The 16913-nt window shown below is 47.0% G+C and carries 16 protein-coding genes; 8 read left to right on the top strand and 8 right to left on the bottom strand.

Translation table 11 applies throughout. The features are described 5' to 3' along the window. Positions 1-154: 154 nt before the first annotated feature. Entirely contained in the window at positions 155-1288 is a 1134-nt protein-coding gene (ald, locus tag MHH25_RS05900; RefSeq protein ID WP_340019454.1) for an alanine dehydrogenase, read from the top strand. A gap of 167 nt (positions 1289-1455) precedes the next feature. Here ald and MHH25_RS05895 read toward each other — a convergent pair whose 3' ends face one another. Further along, complete coding sequence (locus MHH25_RS05895) at positions 1456-2373, bottom strand: PD-(D/E)XK nuclease family protein (protein WP_076329468.1); 918 nt, start codon at positions 2371-2373, stop codon at positions 1456-1458. Between the two features lie 523 nt (positions 2374-2896). On the opposite strand from MHH25_RS05895, the gene MHH25_RS05890 reads away from it, so the two are divergent. Continuing rightward, on the top strand, positions 2897-3580 hold the full coding sequence (locus tag MHH25_RS05890) for a serine/threonine protein kinase (RefSeq protein WP_340019453.1): 684 nt from the start codon (positions 2897-2899) through the stop codon (positions 3578-3580). 291 nt (positions 3581-3871) lie between these two features. On the opposite strand, the gene MHH25_RS05885 is transcribed toward MHH25_RS05890, so the two are convergent. Further along, a complete protein-coding gene (locus tag MHH25_RS05885; RefSeq protein WP_315371840.1) occupies positions 3872-4768 on the bottom strand; it encodes an AraC family transcriptional regulator in 897 nt (298 codons plus the stop codon). Between the two features lie 129 nt (positions 4769-4897). Here MHH25_RS05885 and MHH25_RS05880 point away from each other — a divergent pair, with 129 nt between their 5' ends. Together MHH25_RS05880 and MHH25_RS05875 are read left to right on the top strand one after the other, a co-directional pair. Beyond that, entirely contained in the window at positions 4898-5785 is an 888-nt protein-coding gene (locus tag MHH25_RS05880) for a sugar phosphate isomerase/epimerase (protein ID WP_076214488.1), read from the top strand. Between the two features lie 49 nt (positions 5786-5834). Continuing rightward, on the top strand, positions 5835-6890 hold the full coding sequence (locus tag MHH25_RS05875) for a Gfo/Idh/MocA family oxidoreductase (RefSeq protein WP_340019451.1): 1056 nt from the start codon (positions 5835-5837) through the stop codon (positions 6888-6890). Positions 6891-7239: 349 nt separating this feature from the next. On the opposite strand, the gene MHH25_RS05870 is transcribed toward MHH25_RS05875, so the two are convergent. Further along, entirely contained in the window at positions 7240-8559 is a 1320-nt protein-coding gene (locus MHH25_RS05870) for a glycoside hydrolase family 125 protein (protein WP_340019450.1), read from the bottom strand. A gap of 369 nt (positions 8560-8928) precedes the next feature. Here MHH25_RS05870 and MHH25_RS05865 point away from each other — a divergent pair, with 369 nt between their 5' ends. Beyond that, complete coding sequence (locus MHH25_RS05865; RefSeq protein WP_340019449.1) at positions 8929-9990, top strand: LacI family DNA-binding transcriptional regulator; 1062 nt, start codon at positions 8929-8931, stop codon at positions 9988-9990. A 228-nt stretch (positions 9991-10218) separates the two neighbouring features. Here MHH25_RS05865 and MHH25_RS05860 read toward each other — a convergent pair whose 3' ends face one another. The 3 genes from MHH25_RS05860 to MHH25_RS05850 form a co-directional block, all read right to left on the bottom strand. Continuing rightward, the gene (locus MHH25_RS05860; protein WP_340019448.1) at positions 10219-11817 is read right to left on the bottom strand and encodes a hypothetical protein; all 1599 of its coding nucleotides are present in this window, start codon (positions 11815-11817) and stop codon (positions 10219-10221) included. After that, a complete protein-coding gene (locus tag MHH25_RS05855; RefSeq protein ID WP_340019447.1) occupies positions 11795-12370 on the bottom strand; it encodes a sigma-70 family RNA polymerase sigma factor in 576 nt (191 codons plus the stop codon). The genes MHH25_RS05860 and MHH25_RS05855 overlap by 23 nt, the downstream gene beginning before the upstream one ends. 142 nt (positions 12371-12512) lie before the next feature. Then, positions 12513-13028 carry a mismatch-specific DNA-glycosylase gene (locus MHH25_RS05850; RefSeq protein ID WP_340019446.1) on the bottom strand — a complete coding sequence of 172 codons (516 nt, stop codon included), beginning with the start codon at positions 13026-13028 and terminating at the stop codon, positions 12513-12515. A 122-nt stretch (positions 13029-13150) separates the two neighbouring features. Between MHH25_RS05850 and MHH25_RS05845 the strand changes: the two genes are divergently transcribed. Continuing rightward, positions 13151-14071 (top strand): AEC family transporter, encoded by a 921-nt coding sequence (locus tag MHH25_RS05845; protein ID WP_340020453.1) that lies wholly within the window; start codon positions 13151-13153, stop codon positions 14069-14071. A gap of 225 nt (positions 14072-14296) precedes the next feature. Beyond that, positions 14297-15085, top strand: coding sequence for an S-layer homology domain-containing protein (locus MHH25_RS05840; protein ID WP_340019445.1), 789 nt, complete (start codon positions 14297-14299; stop codon positions 15083-15085). 68 nt (positions 15086-15153) lie between these two features. On the opposite strand, the gene MHH25_RS05835 is transcribed toward MHH25_RS05840, so the two are convergent. Further along, positions 15154-15405, bottom strand: coding sequence for a hypothetical protein (locus tag MHH25_RS05835; RefSeq protein WP_047841868.1), 252 nt, complete (start codon positions 15403-15405; stop codon positions 15154-15156). Between the two features lie 281 nt (positions 15406-15686). Between MHH25_RS05835 and MHH25_RS05830 the strand changes: the two genes are divergently transcribed. Then, positions 15687-16079, top strand: a complete 393-nt coding sequence (locus MHH25_RS05830; RefSeq protein WP_338707927.1) for a RidA family protein — start codon at positions 15687-15689, stop codon at positions 16077-16079. 134 nt (positions 16080-16213) lie between these two features. Here MHH25_RS05830 and MHH25_RS05825 read toward each other — a convergent pair whose 3' ends face one another. Further along, the gene (locus MHH25_RS05825; protein WP_340019444.1) at positions 16214-16843 is read right to left on the bottom strand and encodes a copper amine oxidase N-terminal domain-containing protein; all 630 of its coding nucleotides are present in this window, start codon (positions 16841-16843) and stop codon (positions 16214-16216) included. Positions 16844-16913: the final 70 nt, after the last annotated feature.

The following is a 16913-nucleotide window of genomic DNA, read 5'->3' as shown; positions in this document are numbered from 1 at the left end:
ATAATCCATGGACAAATGTCCTGAACAGTCTTTTTCGACAATATGTTGAGTTCGATCCCTAAAAATTAGACATCAAGTAAGGTGCAAAACGATTATTCAAGTCATAAACTTGTAGTATAAGCTAACAACCAATAAATGGACGAGGTGCATGGTGATGAGAATCGGAATTCCCAAAGAAATCAAGAACAATGAGAATCGTGTAGCAATGACTCCGGCCGGGGCTGCTGATTTCATCAGAGCCGGTCACCAGGTACTGATTGAACAAGGCGCGGGGAACGGCAGTGGATTCACGGATCATGAATATCAAGCTGCGGGCGCCGAGATTCGGATGGATGCCAAGTCCGTGTGGACCGAAGCCGATATGATCATCAAGGTGAAAGAACCGCTTGCCAGTGAATATGGATATTTTCGTCCGGGACTGATTCTGTTCACATACCTGCACCTCGCAGCGGAACCGGAGCTTGCCAAAGCCCTTATTAAAAGTCGGGTAACGGCTATTGCGTATGAGACGTTGGAGGTCAACAGTGCCCTACCCCTGCTCACCCCTATGAGTGAAGTTGCAGGCCGCATGGCCTCCCAGATCGGAGCACAGCTACTGGAGAAAACAGAAGGTGGCAAGGGCATTCTGTTGTCAGGTGTACCCGGTGTCAGTCGGGGGAAAGTGGTCATTATTGGTGGCGGAACGGTGGGAACAAATGCAGCCAAAATTGCTATTGGTCTTGGCGCCGATGTGACCATCCTTGACCTGAATCTGAATCGTCTGCGGCAGTTGGATGATATCTTTGGCAATCAGATCCACACGCTAGTATCCAGCCCGTCCAACATCGCAACAGCTGTTGCGGCGGCAGATCTGTTGATCTGTGCGGTGCTGATTCCGGGCGCCAAGGCGCCAACACTTGTCAGCGAGCAAGTGGTTAAGACGATGGCACCGGGCTCGGTCATTGTGGATGTGGCGATTGATCAGGGCGGGATCGTTGAGACCATTGATCATATCACAACCCACGATGAACCTACCTATGTGAAGCATGGTGTCGTGCATTACGCGGTGGCGAACATGCCGGGCGCCGTGCCGCGTACGTCCACGGTGGCGCTAACCAACGCCACCATGCCTTATTCGCTGCAGTTGGCCAACCACGGTGCAGCCGCCGCGATTCGCGGCAGTTCGTCCATTCGCAGCGCGGTTAACGTGCTGAATGGACATATCACGTATGAGGCGGTTGCCCGGGATCTCGGGCATGCCTATGTTCCTGCGGGTCAGGCGCTGGAGAATACCGCCGCTGTCCAGTAATCTTGATATGATCGTTCCACCCGGCGCCTTGTCGCCAGGCCTGTGGAACGCAATAGAAGCGCAAGTCGGGCAGATGATGTTCCCGGCTTGCGCTTCTTGTTTTTTTTCACATATGAAATAGCTCGTTGTTTGTTATAAGGCCTTTAGGTTGCTCCGGTTTTGGCGCTTCAGACTGCTCGCTCACTGCACACTTCGCGGAAGTTGCAATCCCGGCAGGACCGATGCGATGGCATCGCTGTGAAGTAGGTGACGTCCTTGGGACGGTTGTAATACTCATCCTCCACGCAGGATCGCATCTCCTCAATGTAACGACCCACGTTCTCCTCCACCTTCCGGATATCCTCTTCTGTCGCTGTAAACTCTCGGTGTTTTCCGGTTAACAAGTACTCCACACGAAGCTCAATCTGCTCCAAAGGAATTCGGTAGTGCTCCCTTACATAGGACGCGTACAGCATTAGCTGATCCGAGAAGTCATCTTCTTTGCCCGTCTTCCAGTCCACAATAACAATATTGCCGTTACTGCGTCGATACAATAAATCCATCTTCACATACACACGTGTATCGTGCAGCATCATGGTATCCCATTTCTCGATCTCCAGAATGTCCGTACTTGCTCGGGACAAGTCCTCCCACGTAAGCGTCTGGTACAGGTTACCGACACAGGCCGAAGCCCGTTCCTTAATCGTGGCGATCCGGTCATTTAACGTGTCATCCCCGTAATAAATCTCCGACAGCATCGTGCGATTCTTGGGGTTCAGCCGCCACTGATCCGCGTCCATGGATTCCACATACGCCTGATTCAGCAGCTTGCGTATCGTCTGTTCCAGGAAGTGTTCACGCGGTTTATCTTTGCCCTCTTCCCTGCTGCGTACCGCCGACTCACACATCCGATGCGCGAGGTCCCCAAAGACAAGATACAGATTGCTGAGCTGCTTCAGACGGTACAGACGAACCTGCATCTCATCAGCAGAGTCTGTCTTCCAACCGTTATGGGCACCGTAATAATGATAATAATATTTGCGCAGGCACTCATCGAACATACTCGCCCGCGACTGCGAATAAGACCACTGCGGGTATTGTGCCATAAGTAATCTGCCTTTCTGTATGCCGAATCTGCATGAGATCCCTTAATGCTCACAGTATAAAGCCCGGGCAACCTTGCCGCAAGCGTGCTTCCGTTATTTTCTTCTGACGCAACCGTTTCCGATTCGATCCGTATCGTTTATATAGTAACATCACCAAAAGATGAAATTGCGGAGCAGAACGCATAATATACTCTATAGAGGGCAGCGAATCCGGGACCGGGATGTTAGTACGGTCTAGCCCGAGGCCAGTGCGGGCCCAGTGCGGGCCCGGCGCTAACGAATCACACACACCTTATCACGTGGATCATGAGGTTTTACGGAACTTAACGAACCCCAGACAAGCTAATTAGTCTTATTCGGTTGTAGAACATGTTTACTGCAAGCAAATGAGCCAATAGCGTGTCTCTGATTCGTTACATTTTCAGATCTGCCGATTTACGTGAAATAAGACTTACTCGGTTCGTTAGAAAATGATTATATGAAAAAAAATTGTACAGGCATATCCTAAAAGGAGGCACCACCCATGAATCGACCGGATTGGTTCCAGGCGGAAGAAGCATTACAACAGATCCAAGTCATCGGAAGCGACCGGAATGAGCTCGTGAACATCATCGGCGATGTAGAAGGATTGAATTGCATTGGCACAGGTACGGATGCGGCTGTATTTACGTATGACGGTTTGCCGCAGTATGCCTTCAAGATGTACTCGGATCATGCCTTGGACAAACTCGAAAATGAAAAACAGGTATACGAACAGCTCAAAGGCCTGCCATACTTCCCTACCTATTATGGCAGCGGCCGGAATGTACTCGTGATCAGTTTTGAACCCGGGGATACACTGCTGGAATGTTTGGAAAAAGGAATCCCCGTCCCCGAGCAGGTGATGCTCGATGTGGACGCAGCGCGAGAAGCCGTTCGCAGCCGTGGGCTGAACCCTCGCGATATTCATCTAAAAAATGTAATTCTTCAGAACGGACGCGGGAAAGTGATTGACGTATCCGAGTATATTCAGGACGGCAATGACAATCGCTGGGAGCATCTCGTCTGGGCCTATCACAACATCTATCCACGGATCAAAGGAACGCCCATATCCCCACGCATGCTGCAAACGATCAAATGGGGATATAATCAGTTCGATCATGCCAACGTCAAAATGGACGACCTCGCCAAGAAAGCCAATCGTCTGTTCTCTAGGTTTATGAAATGAGCACGTTGTACACATAGATGATTGTCTTGATATTATTGAATCAAAACCACCCGGATAACAGCCTTGAAGAGGCCTTTATCCGGGTTATTCTTTGTATATGTGCGTATGCGATGATTATGGTTACGGTAATCATTGTTGTGTGCTTTACTGCTACTTCTACTTCTACTTCTGCTTCTGCTTCTGCTTCTGCTTCCACTTCTGCTTCTGCTCACAATTGCGACTGCGAGTTACATAGGGTCAGAACCATCTTTATAGACCTTTTATTCGAGACTACTGCTAAACTGGTCGTGCTCAACCTTCTTTTCTCCCCCGTCCCTGCGAGGGAGTCATGCCCTTGTATTGTTTGTATAACTTCGTAAAATAGTTAGCGTTGTCGCAGCCAACTCTGGCGGCGATCTCCGTAATGGTCAGACTGCTGCCTTGCAGCAGCTGCTCTGCCTCACTCATCCTGCACCCGTTCACGTATTCCACAAAGGTACGTCCGGTCAGCTTTTTGAACATTTTGCAGAAGTGATACGCATTCAATCCCACATGACTTGCCGCTTCCGTAACAGACATCTTACCTGTGGGGTCCGCTTCAACCTGTGCAATTAACTGTTTGAAACGTTCACGGTTTGGAAAATACGATCCGACCGTTTTATCCGGTAGCTGCTGCGGCATAAAGGTTCGCGCAAGCAGGGTGAACAAGGCATGCAGCTTGGATTTCACCACGAGCTGATAAGCCGGGGGCTGTAACGCCATTTCCTCCACAGCTTCATTCAGCAAAGAATAATAGCCTGTGCAGGCTGTATTTTCCTCTGCCGGTTTGACCGGAAATCTCACTCTTCCTTCCAAATACGGCGCGACATATTGCTCATGCACAGGATCATGAGTGAAATCATGGAACAGTGCACGGTTGACCACAACGGAATCATAATGCACATCCCCCTCATCCAGAGCATATCCGACATGCAATGTACCTCCAGGAATGATGATGACCTCACCTGCTCGAACCACATAAGGTTTGCTATCAATATGAAACAGCGCACTGCCCTTGCGCATAATAATCAGTTCAAAATGTTCATGCCAATGCAAATACAAAATGCATTCTTCAGCTTTCATATCTGAACACCGATTTTGGAACAGCTGAAATGGATGTGATTTATGGTCAATTCGGGTATTTTCGTGAAGCGCTTTCAGATCCAGCACGACTTCTTCCCCCTCTTCACAAGATCCGACTATTATTACACAAGATTGTTTAGAGCCATCCCGTTAATCCACGGCTATAATGAGTGTGTCACGAAGTACTATAAGCCAATATTGGAGTGAAATACAACCATGAATAAATCATTACGCATCGGTACCCTTGTAGGCGGGCAGGACGCCGTCCGCGTTATCCCGCAGATCATGCAACATGGCTTCGAATCATTTAACCTGACCTTCTGGCAAACAACTGGTGACCTGGACCTGGCTGAGACAGCCAAACGTGTCCGTGAAATCGTGGACGAACAAGGCATTGTCATCTCCGCGGTGAGTGTATTTGGTAATCCGCTAACTGGAGCCGGAGACAACGCTGATACACTGGCAAGCTGGGAGCGGGTTATCGATCATGCACAGCTCTTTGGTGCAGATATCGTCTCCGGGTTCACCGGACGTCTGACCGATCAACCCATTAACGAGTCTATCCCCCGGTTCAAGGAAGTATTTGGTGAATTGGCACGCCGGGCAGCAGACCGGGGTGTACGCATTGCTTTTGAAAACTGTGATATGGGTGGAACCTGGCAGACGGGCGACTGGAACATTGCCCATAACCCGACGGCCTGGGAGATGATGTTTGATGCTGTTCCGGATGAAAATGTAGGCTTGGAGTGGGAGCCTTGCCATCAAATGTCCAGCCTGATTGATCCTATTCCACAGCTACGCAAATGGGCACATAAAGTCTTCCACGTACATGGCAAAGATGCCACGATTGCCTGGGATATTGTCAAGGAATACGGCGTGCATGGACCACGTGAATTTGTCTGGCACCGCACACCCGGCTTCGGGGATAACAACTGGGCAGACATTATCACCATTCTGCGCCAGAACGGTTATCAGGGTACGATTGACATTGAAGGCTGGCATGATCCTGTCTACAAAGACGAACTCGAAATGACCGGACAGGTGCATGCATTGCGATATTTGAAACAATGCCGCGGCGGCGATTTTGTGCCCAATCCGGTATAGGAAACCATGCGAGCTGTATAACACAATTCCATGCGAAGGAGATGAGAACATGACTCATCCTTATCGGGTAATTATTGCTGGCTGCGGTGCCATGGCAAACACGTGGGCGGACTATGCCTTGCAAAGGCCAGATACAGTAATCGTTGGACTGGTCGATCTGTATGAACAGACAGCCCTTGCTTTTGCTACAAGACATGGCCTCACCTGCCCTACGTTCACCGATATCCGTGAAGCCATTCAAGCGACTGGTGCAAATATCGTATTTGATGTCACAATTCCGGCGAGTCACTACGGCATTGCCATGACGGCGCTGAAGGAAGGATGTCACGTATTTGGCGAGAAGCCACTGGCAGAGTCCTTCTCCGACTGCACAGACATTGTGCAAACTGCTCGCAGTACAGGACACATTCAAGCCGTGATGCAGAATCGCCGTTTCGATCCACGTATCCGCGCCTACCAGCATCTTATTTCCGGCGGAGCTATAGGGCAGGTAGGTTACGCAGGAGCCGACTTTTTCCTCGGGCCACACTTCGGCGGATTCCGTGATCTGATGGATAGCCCGCTGCTGCTTGATATGGCGATACATACATTTGATCAGGCACGGTATATTCTCGGAGCCAATCCGGTATCGGTGTACTGCCATGAGTTCAATCCTCCAGGTTCCTGGTATCAGGGCAATGCGATGGCGTTATGTATATTTGAGATGTCTGACGGGTCCGTATTCAACTATCGCGGATCCTGGTGCGCAGAAGGTGTACCCACATCATGGGAAGCAAGCTGGCGCGTAATCGGTGAAAAAGGAACCGCCATCTGGGATGGTCATGATGACATCTATGCTGAGGTAGTTGCTGCGCAAAGCCTGGATGCTGACGGCAAACCATCCTTTTTCCAGCCAAGTGAGCGGATTGAAGCGGAACTGCCTGTCATGGACAAAACAGGTCATCACGGCTGTCTCGAAGACATGTTCGCTGCACTGGAATCCGGACGACTACCTGAGACCGATTGCAGCGATAACCAGTTCAGCATGGCCATGGTCCTCGCTTCCTTGGAAAGCGCACGCACAGGACAGAAAGTGTTCATCGCCGATCTACTGAAAAACACATAGCGCAGCGCCTGTGTTTTTCATATTAAACAAAGCCCAACTGCAAAGTTTAGCAGTTTGGGCTTTCTTGTTTTTTTACCTACTCACCTATTCTAAAAATGATATCGTTCAAAAACAGTCGCGCTCGATAGTGAAAGTAGTGCAGGGGACGAAATCGATTCTGAAGAAGCAAAGCGTTCGCCCAAAAGCTTTCTGAAAGAAAGCTGCATCGGAAGCATACGCTTATCACCGGATTTCGACTTTACAAAAAGTCGATCAGGAAATCCGGTGATAACAGCGATCAAAAGAACGATTCGTAACCGGAACGGCCACTTTGCAGGCAGTGAGCAATTATTTTTTTGAACTACATCACTTATAGAATCCCTTTTTTCATTGCCTTGTACACCAACTGCGCGAACAGGCTGTTGGACCAAGCAAACCATGGTCTGGTGAACGTGTTTGGATCATCGGCGTGGAAACCCTCATGCATATACCCAGTACCCGCATCTGTGTTCTCCAGTAATTCAATCATCGCCAGCATCTCCTCGTCATTGTCTGCGGTCAGACCCTGCATGGATAGCGCCATGTGCCAGATGTATCCTGGAGGGGTGTGGGGGCTACCTATACCTTTGGCTACCTTCCCTTCATAGTAGAACGGGTTTTCTTTGCTCAAAATAAATCGACGAGTGTTTTGATATACCCTGTCTTCAATCGAAGCATACTCCATATACGGTATAGACATCAGTCCAGGTGTGCCCGCATCATCCATTAGACAAAAGTTGCCGTAACCGTCCGTCTCATAGGCATATATCTGTCCATACTCCGGATGACGGTAAGTACCGTACAGGGAAATGCCATGTCGTATTTCTTCTTCCAAACGAGCCATTTGACTCACCAGCTGCTCATCCCGGAACACCCACTTCGCGATCTCCCCCATCTGGCGCAAGGTTACCGCAGCGAACATGTTCGCCGGAATATTATAATGAAAATCACAGGCATCATCACTCGGACGAAATCCGGACCAGATCATCCCCGTATAATTCACCGGCATACCCAATCCTTCATTACGCAGCGTATCATGGGCAGGACAATTGCGCCGCATGAACCGGTAAGGTGATTGCTCTGCGTGATGCTGCTCTGTCTCCCATAGTTGTACGATATTCTCCATCACTTTCTTGAAGCGCTCATCGAATATATCCGTAAGTTCCGTCTCCCGCCAATATGTATAAGCCAGCTTCATGGAGAAACAGAGGGAATCCAATTCAAACTTCCGTTCCCACACCCAGGGTGACATCTCCGTCTCATCATTGGCATCCCAATGCCATCCATTCGCCGTTTCATTGAACGCATTGGCATAGATATCCTGATCAGCGTAGAACGTATGCCGTTTGATCAGCCCTCCAATGATACGTTGCAACTTCTCGTCACCCTTGGCAAGCGGAACATAATGCATGACCTGCTCTACGGAATCCCTTAACCACATGGCGGGAATATCCCCTGTAATCACAAAGGTTGTCCCATCCTCCAGCAGCTTCGTGGTCGTTTCCAGTGTATTCGGAAAACAATTGCGAAACTGAGTCAGCAATCTCGGTCGATGTTGCAAACGGTCGTCCGCCTCAGTCAGAATATCCTGCACAGCTTGCGGCAATTCCAGATGCGGCATAGGGATTTTCGGTAATCTGAACTGTTCCATGTATGTTGTCTCCTTTGAATTGGTTTATTTAAGTTCAGCTAATAATTTTTTACACCAGCACTCCGATTGCAGAATAACCTTCTGATCGCTGTTATCCCCAGATTTTTCGATCCCCTTTCTCAAGGGGAAATCCGGTGATAAAGGCGCAGTTTATGCTTCCGATGCAGCTTTCTTGCAGAAAGCTTTTAGCTTCGCTTCTTCAGGTTATTTCTGCCCTCTCCGTTATCGTGTAAATATTTAGTTGAACATATATAGATTGGAGCTAACACTCTAATTATATTGTTATTTTTGTTATGATAAATTATAATAACATTATTATTTGTAAGTGTACTGTGTCAGAAGATGATCGTCAAATGAAGGAGTAATGATATGTCACGCAAAGTATCCATTCAGACGCTGGCTGACCAGCTCGGATTATCCAAATATGCCGTCTCCCGTGCACTCAGTGGCAAGACGGGTGTCAGTGAAGCGACACGCGCACGGGTACTAGAACTCGCTCGAGCTTTAGGATATCGCCAAAGTACTCCTGGTGCTAGCAATAGTCCTGCTACTGCAAACCATGCAGATCCGTCCGATCCACCGTTTGCTCTCATATGCATGAATCAGCTCAACCGCGGTGAACCCCACTACTGGCAACGTGTTCTATCAGGCATGATCTCCGCCTGTAATGAGCGTGGTTGGCATCATGCCATTGTATCTCCCTCACTCGGAGTGACGGACGAGAGCACCTCTCCCGAAAAAGCTATTGCTCCTCACTTGGACTGGGAACGTTGTGCCGGGATTATTGTCATGGGGGCTTTCCCGCATACGGTTCTGCAACGACTCTCTCAGACGGGTCGGCCTATTATTTTGGTAGATCATCAGGAACCGCTGCTGAATTGTGATACGATCAGCCATGATAATCTGGAAGCTGGCATCACTGTGGCTAGATATCTAATGTCTATGAATTGCCGACGGATCGGCCTCATCACAGATGATGGTCGTGCTGCCAGCTTTGCGCAGCGGAAGATCGGGATTGAGTTGGCCCTGAACCATTTCCATGTGGACACCAGTCATACGACCAGCTTCAGAGAATGGAACATTCCGTATGAGAACGGGGAATGGGTTAACCAGCTGGCTACCACAATTCAAAACATGCCAGATGACAAACGTCCCGATGCCTGGATTGGTGTTAATGATGATATCGCCTTGCAATGGATGCACAAACTACAGGAGATCGGTATCTCCACACCTAAAGATTGCCTTGTCATCGGTATCGACAATGTACACTCTGCGGTTACGTCCTCCCCGCCCCTGACCACAGTTAATCTGTGTAAAGAGGAACTTGGACAGCGCGCGGTCGAGGCTTTGCAACGCCGAATCGAACGCCCGGGGACACCAAAAGAAACCGTCATGTTATCGACCACGTTGATTCCAAGGGAATCGGCATAATTCGGAAAAGGTAACCTCTCTTTTCTGAAGATGAATTCGTTAGGTACTTGCTGTCCCGTGAGTCTGGTACATACGAAAGAGGCCCCGCATACCATTATGCAAGGCCTCTTTCGTATATTAGGCTTATATCCTTATATTCCTGTACATTCACACTTAAATCAGTTGATCAATCCTTATATCATCCATTCAAAGCATCATTTACTTCATGTCTGAGAATTGTACTACTGGTTATTTCAGCCAAGGCAGGCTATCGTACGACGGAAGATCCACTTCCCAATTCACATCACGGAACTCACGGTGAACCACCGTTCGTTTCAAGGTGAACTTGGTAGCAGAATTCTGATGGAGTCCATGAACCATTAATTTGAGATCACTTGTAACATATTTTTCGTCATTATTTATCTCTTTAATCGAATTTAGAATTGAAACGGGATATTCGATTCCTTCACGATCAACCGCCACCCATTTGTCCCCGGCAATTTCGTTGGAGAACTCTGCACTTCCTAACAATACAAGAGGATGCTGGTCATCGGTTCCACTACCCGATGGAATATAACTCCCTCTTTCTGGATCAAAGTTATACCCATTCAAAACGACTCTGTCACCCGATTGTTCAAATATTGTGGTCGTGAGAGGGAGTTGTTCAAGATCAATTTCGATAGACTTTTCTTCCTTTACCGGTAAGGTGTAGCCATCTAATACAAAGCGAATATTCTTCGCATCCACCGTCACAAATGCGGGGTCCCACGTCTCGGATAGTTTCAACCAACCGCCATTTTCGTTCGCTTCACTCAGATCCCGGAGCCGGAACTTCGCCTGTCGAGCGTAAGGCCTGCTTCCGTTAAATATTCTATACTCATTGGTTTCAGGAATTTCGATGTGATAAAGGATATCCATCTGTTCCTTCCAATCCTCACTCACTTTAGCCTGCAGTTGATCATTCAAACTGACATTCACATCAAGTCGGGTTCCGTTTGGCGTTCTCACAAGTTGTGTCATGTCTAGCTTTAACCCCTCAGGAGTGGTATAGGTGTTGTCCATGGGAGCCTCAACAGACATTAATTTGGCTTTGGTCATATCGATGTTGAATTGGAAGCTCCAATCCACCGTTGTATTACTTGCTGTAATTTTTCCAGTATCAAGATTATAATGATCAGGGATTTTTAAATAACTTAATTCCCCCCGTACAAATACGTGATCTGGAATATCATCATTCAATTGGAATACAAACCTTTGATACTTCCAACTGCTAAGCCTCGTATCTACCGCCATGGAAGCAACACTGTTCCCTTTTTCATCTGTAACATGAATTCTTCCCGCATCCAGATAAACATCCGATATCGTGTTGCCTTTAGGGTTGCTTTGTTCTGTTATAATAATAATTTGTGAACGATCCACTAGAACATCGCTAATCTTGAGCGTATACCCCTGATCTAGAATTTGAATATTCGGGTTAATTACAAGATCAAGTGGTTTCAGACGTTTGTAATCGTCCGTCAGATAAGCAGATCTTATCTCTTCTGGTACGGGGATGTCGGGAAGCCGCTGATCCACAGCATTTACCGCGGGTTGTGCTGGCTCTGCTGTTCGTTCGAAAGCAAACCAGGCCCCTCCGGCAAAGATCACAACAGCCGCTGCTGCAATTCCAGTCCGACGCATCCAATGCGTTCTCATGGATTTTTTCTCGAATGGATGCTTATCTTCTCCACTTTCCATGGACACGCCATCCAGCTTCTGCATGACCTTAAGCGTAAAATCTGCGTCCGGCTCCTCACGGTACAGGTGCTCCTCCCACAACCGATCTTCATCCCTTGAAATAGGCTTCATACGTAGCTAAACCTCCTTTGCATTCCATTTGCTTCCTCAGCGTTTTTTTCCCGCGATAAAGGGTGTTTCGCACTCTGGTTGAACTCATGCCTGTAATGTCTGCAATCTCTTCATAGCTCAACTCGTTTGTGTACTTTAGTAATAACACCAGGCGATACGATTCAGGTAACTGTTCGAGCTGGCGGTATATTTCACGCTGCATCTCTTTATGCAGCACACGTTTTTCCGGTGTTTCATTACTGACAGGTTCGATCGCCTGATCGACTGGAGACATCACGGGTTTCTTTTCCCGTATAAAATCCCGCATCCGATTCACCGCAATGGTGTACACCCATGACGAGAAACGACTTTCCTCGCGCCGCGACGGGAGATAACGATAGATACGAATGAACGTATCCTGAGCGAGATCCTGTGCATCCGGATGACTCGCGCCCATTCCGCGCATGATGCCGTAGACTTTATTTTTATATCGATCCACAAGCACGGAGAACAACTGCTTATCCCCTGCAACAATGCGCTGAATAAGCTCCTCCTCCGGTATCTGTTGAGTCATGTAATCCCCCTTCTCTACAGCTTCCATGCATGGTTCTGTACTATATAGACGGAAGCCGTTCCCGAAACCTCTCACTTTATCCAAAAAAAAGAATTCGCCCTTATCGGCGAAGCCGACTGGGTGAACTCTGCTTACTTGCCTCTTAATCTTCCCTGTTCTTCTCCACAACAAAATCAGCAAGCTGTGAATAGATCTCCACAATCTCATCCATCGACATGCGCACGAGCCCACTGGACGACGGAGCGACGAACTCCTGAATCTCCTTGACGACCGGGTCGTCCTGGAATCCCCATTGCACTTTGGCACGTTTGCTGTACTGGGTGTATACACCTTTTCCGACAAAACAAGCGATGTCCGGTCGGTATTTCTCCAGCTTTTGCCGTAAAATCTGTCGTCCTTCTGCGTACTCTTCCTTCGTAATATCCTCCATACCTCTGGTGGGACGGGCCACAATATTCGTGAATCCATATCCCAGCTTCAGCAATTCTCCATCCTCCTGTGCATCATATAAACGCGGGGTTAATCCCGACCGTTCAAGGATGCGCCAGAACCGATTTCCTTTGTAAGCATAATGATGACCCGTCTCTCCAGACGTAATGCTCGGGTTGAAGCCAATAAACAATATCGATAAACCAACATCCAGATGATCTGGAATCATGATGGAAGGCCCCCCTTATCTTTTTTAACTAATTACATCTTTCGTGTGTGTATAAAATGATATAATAAGCAAAGCATTTTCGAAATCGGATTGAAATTTTCATGAAAAAGGAAGCTGAACTAATGATTGCAGACATCATGCTTGAAGTCGTCCTGCCCGTCTTTCTCCTGATCGCTGTCGGATCCTGGATGCAAAAGGTGTTCAAGCTGGACTTGTACACACTCGCCAAAATCAATTTCTATTGTATTACCCCCGCAGCCGTCTTTATGAGCATGTACCACTCGGATATGTCGGGCGAACTGCTTGGGACTGTGACATTATTTTACGCAATCTATGTATTGATTCTCTATATTATAGGTTCAGTCGTCTCCCGTTCTCTTCGGATGAATAAAGGCATGAAGGCTGCCTTCAACAACAGCATTATGCTGGATAACGCAGGCAACTATGGACTGCCTATCAATGCACTGGTATTCCGCGGCGATCCACTCGCCTCTTCCATCCAGGCGCTGGTCATGTCTTTGCAAGCATTACTGACATTCACCTATGGCGTGTTGTCCATTCAGGGCGCGAAGCTCAAAGGTAATTACCGTGCGGTGATTATTGGATTTCTTAAAATGCCTGTTCCGTATGCACTCTTGCTGGGGATTCTGTTCCACATGTGGAAGGTTCCCTTGCCTACATTCCTGTCCATGCCGCTGACCTATGCGCAGCAAAGTATGGTTGCCGTGGCGCTTCTGACACTCGGGGCACAGATTGTAAAATATCCAATTCGACTGTACCGTCTTGATGTGTATATTAGCACATTTTTGCGTCTCCTGATTGGCCCGGCTATCGGCATTTCGATTGTGCTTCTGCTTGGGTTGGAAGGTATCGCTGCACAGGCACTTATTATCGCTTCGGGTATGCCAACCGGTGTCAACGCATCCATCCTGGCGGAAGAATACGATAACGAACCCGATTTTGCAGCCCAGACGGTGCTAATCTCAACGTTGCTTAACATCATCACAATTACGGCACTGATCTCTTATGCCAAAACGTTCTGAAATTTTAGAATGGAATAAATATCCTTAGCATTCATAGAACGGTCTGTCTTCACATTGTGGAGATGGGCCTTTTTTCATCCATTACATTAAGCAAATGCCATAACACCCTTTTCAGAATAGATAAATAGTCCCTTCATTTCCTGAAATAAGTATACGCTCAAAATTTATTATGCTAAGATTTAGGAGTTTCCAAAATTTGAATCTACATTTAGAAAGGAAGTCAGCATGAAAAAGCTAGTTATCATCATGTTCCTCTTGTCATCTCTCATCGCAGGCTCTACAGCTGCCAGTGCCAAAAGTTCCACCTTCAATGATGTCTCCCAATACAAACACTCTTGGGCTATCGAATCCATTGAATTTATGAGCAAGAAAGGAATTATCAAAGGTTACCAAAATGGCAACTTCAAACCCGATAATAGTGTGACCAAAGCAGAATTCATCACGATGTTTTCACAGTTATTTAATAAATACATAACGAATGATGACACTCCAACTCGTAAGTTTAAAGATGTTCCTGCCAGTCACTGGGCTTACAGTTCCACATCCAAAGCACTCTCACAGTTTACCTATTCAACATATGCCATTAAGAAGGGAAACAACTATTTCTATCCTGACAACAAGCTCACTCGTATCGGAGTAGCAAACCTGCTACCTGTCTTATACGATGAGATTGATGATGATCAAGAAGTCTATGACATTATCCACACGATGAAAGATATCCCCAAACGCGAGTTTAAAGATGAACTTTTGGATGATGGACGCTTTAATTATGATATTGATGGGACCAATAAGATCTACCCGTTACTTTTTGAAGGACTGGAACTTAGTGATGATCACTCGGCTTTGGTTGGAAGCCGTCTCTCAGCCTTGCAGAAGAAAGGTATAATGACAGCGAATGAAGGCCTATTTAATCCCAAAAAAACAATAACAAGAGCAGAAGCAGCAACTATTCTTCACAGGTTATATCTCGATCTAAAAGCAGATGGTACGCTTAAAGAATATTCAAGCAAATAAAACGTAAAAACACTCTGTATCCAGTCTACAACATGGGCTACAGAGTGTTTTATTTTAACGAGTGTATACTATGATTCAAACGTCGTTCGTTCCGGGAACTTGCCGCCTTCCCTGAATAAACATCGTACCAGTCGCTGCGCGGCTCGGTTAAAGAAAAAACTCGGGCTTACCCCATCCACCTGGACAGGTTCCAGTTCCCTCACACTTTCCTTGATCTTATTCATCTCAATGAGCCCCATCTTTCGCTCATTCGGTCCGAATCGATAAATAACCTTCTCATCGTCCTCCGTCTGTTTCACCAGCAGAATCACAGATGCCATACAGGTTACCCCCTATCGTTACGTTATGAGATTCCATTAATCACTTGCCTACTATAATTATTACCCAGATTCTAGGGGAAGGATATAGGACTTAAGTTAGTTATACCTAAATTAAATATCCTGATATAAAGATTCTCCGAAATGAGTCGTTAGGCTTACAAACACCGTGTTCACACTATCCTTATAGATAGTCACTGTCATGAAAGTGCGTACTGCCCAAGTCGTTTTTCTCCGTTTATACTTGCTCTAACCTTATTTTGAATTCCAAAGGAGAGAACCATATGACCACAGCTCAAATCTATAGCCACGGTGTCCCGTGGGAAGAAGCATTTAGCGTTGCTCAGGGATACAGCATTAACGGTATGATCTACATTGCAGGACAATTTTCGCATGATATGCAGGGGACGTTTATTGGTGTCGATGATATTGAAGCACAGGTTCGCCAGACATTGGATAACTTGGACCGCGTGCTCGCAGGATTTAACGTGACCAAGTCGAACATTGCTGAACTGGAGATTTTTTTGGTTCACCCGCAGGAGCATCTTGAGCCATCTGTTGCCGTGTATAAAGAGTACATTGGTACTCATCGTCCGGCTGTTACGATGGTTGGGACATCAGGTCTGGCCTTCCCTCATCAACTGATTGAGATTCGCGCCGTTGCTCATACCGACTGATCCAGGTCATGTCAAAAGTTGCAGCGCCAAGTAAAATGGCCTGATAAGGTTTCGCTTTAACGAAGTTCATATACAAAAAAAGAAGCAGGGCCGGATAAACTCCTAACCTGCTTCTTTATGAATTCTTATTCTTATTATTTGACTTTCACCGTCAGCGTATTACCGGATGAAGTGAGGGATGCCCCAAGCCCTTCTACCAAAACTCTGAGGGGAATGTACGTCGTTCCCTTAATTTCCTTGGGTGCTGCCTGTAGGGTGACTTCTTTTCCGTTCACCTTCACCTTTTTACTGCCCAAGGTAAAGATTAGCTTGTACTTATCTTTGGTAACGGTAATGGTCTGAGTCTTACTGTCCCAAGACGTTTTGGCTTTCATTGCTTTGGCCATCTCACGCAGAGGTACGAGATTTGTGTTATTCATTACAATAGGAGATTCAGTGAAAATAACCTTGGAACCATTCACCTTCACCTGAACAGCAGACTTGATATATTCTGGTTTAGGAGTGGCTTTCTTTTGGGTTGCAGTTGAAGACTTGTTACTTTTCTTGGTACTTCCTGAACTGGATGAACTTGAAGAGGAAGATTTGGAACTCGAAGAAGAACCTCCGTTGTGATAATGATATTCCCCTTGTTTCAGCCCCCATTTTGCACAGTTGGTTCGACAGGTATGTCCCCCATTTGCATCTGTTCTTCCCGGATGGGCAGACGCAACAGTAGCAAAAATCATAAAAATGGCAAGCAAACTGCTTATTACTTTGATACGCATACGGATAACCTCCAGCAATTAGTTTAGCCAGAGTATCATACCATAATTACCCATACAATATAGGTGAATA

Origin of the sequence: Paenibacillus sp. FSL H3-0457, from assembly GCF_037981725.1 — a bacterium.
Classification (GTDB): domain Bacteria; phylum Bacillota; class Bacilli; order Paenibacillales; family Paenibacillaceae; genus Paenibacillus; species Paenibacillus amylolyticus.
This window is presented reverse-complemented; position numbering and strand designations above follow the sequence as displayed.

What these genes read in the sequence shown, in the direction of transcription:
- MHH25_RS05890 (WP_340019453.1), top strand. Translation starts at nt 2,897, where the DNA reads ATGAATCGACCGGATTGGTTCCAGGCGGAAGAAGCATTACAACAGATC.
- MHH25_RS05880 (WP_076214488.1), top strand. Translation starts at nt 4,898, where the DNA reads ATGAATAAATCATTACGCATCGGTACCCTTGTAGGCGGGCAGGACGCC.
- MHH25_RS05865 (WP_340019449.1), top strand. Translation starts at nt 8,929, where the DNA reads ATGTCACGCAAAGTATCCATTCAGACGCTGGCTGACCAGCTCGGATTA.
- MHH25_RS05855 (WP_340019447.1), bottom strand. Translation starts at nt 12,370, where the DNA reads ATGACTCAACAGATACCGGAGGAGGAGCTTATTCAGCGCATTGTTGCA.
- MHH25_RS05835 (WP_047841868.1), bottom strand. Translation starts at nt 15,405, where the DNA reads ATGGCATCTGTGATTCTGCTGGTGAAACAGACGGAGGACGATGAGAAG.
- MHH25_RS05825 (WP_340019444.1), bottom strand. Translation starts at nt 16,843, where the DNA reads ATGCGTATCAAAGTAATAAGCAGTTTGCTTGCCATTTTTATGATTTTT.
- MHH25_RS05830 (WP_338707927.1), top strand. Translation starts at nt 15,687, where the DNA reads ATGACCACAGCTCAAATCTATAGCCACGGTGTCCCGTGGGAAGAAGCA.
- ald (WP_340019454.1), top strand. Translation starts at nt 155, where the DNA reads ATGAGAATCGGAATTCCCAAAGAAATCAAGAACAATGAGAATCGTGTA.
- MHH25_RS05860 (WP_340019448.1), bottom strand. Translation starts at nt 11,817, where the DNA reads ATGAAGCCTATTTCAAGGGATGAAGATCGGTTGTGGGAGGAGCACCTG.
- MHH25_RS05850 (WP_340019446.1), bottom strand. Translation starts at nt 13,028, where the DNA reads ATGATTCCAGATCATCTGGATGTTGGTTTATCGATATTGTTTATTGGC.
- MHH25_RS05870 (WP_340019450.1), bottom strand. Translation starts at nt 8,559, where the DNA reads ATGGAACAGTTCAGATTACCGAAAATCCCTATGCCGCATCTGGAATTG.
- MHH25_RS05895 (WP_076329468.1), bottom strand. Translation starts at nt 2,373, where the DNA reads ATGGCACAATACCCGCAGTGGTCTTATTCGCAGTCGCGGGCGAGTATG.
- MHH25_RS05840 (WP_340019445.1), top strand. Translation starts at nt 14,297, where the DNA reads ATGAAAAAGCTAGTTATCATCATGTTCCTCTTGTCATCTCTCATCGCA.
- MHH25_RS05845 (WP_340020453.1), top strand. Translation starts at nt 13,151, where the DNA reads ATGATTGCAGACATCATGCTTGAAGTCGTCCTGCCCGTCTTTCTCCTG.
- MHH25_RS05875 (WP_340019451.1), top strand. Translation starts at nt 5,835, where the DNA reads ATGACTCATCCTTATCGGGTAATTATTGCTGGCTGCGGTGCCATGGCA.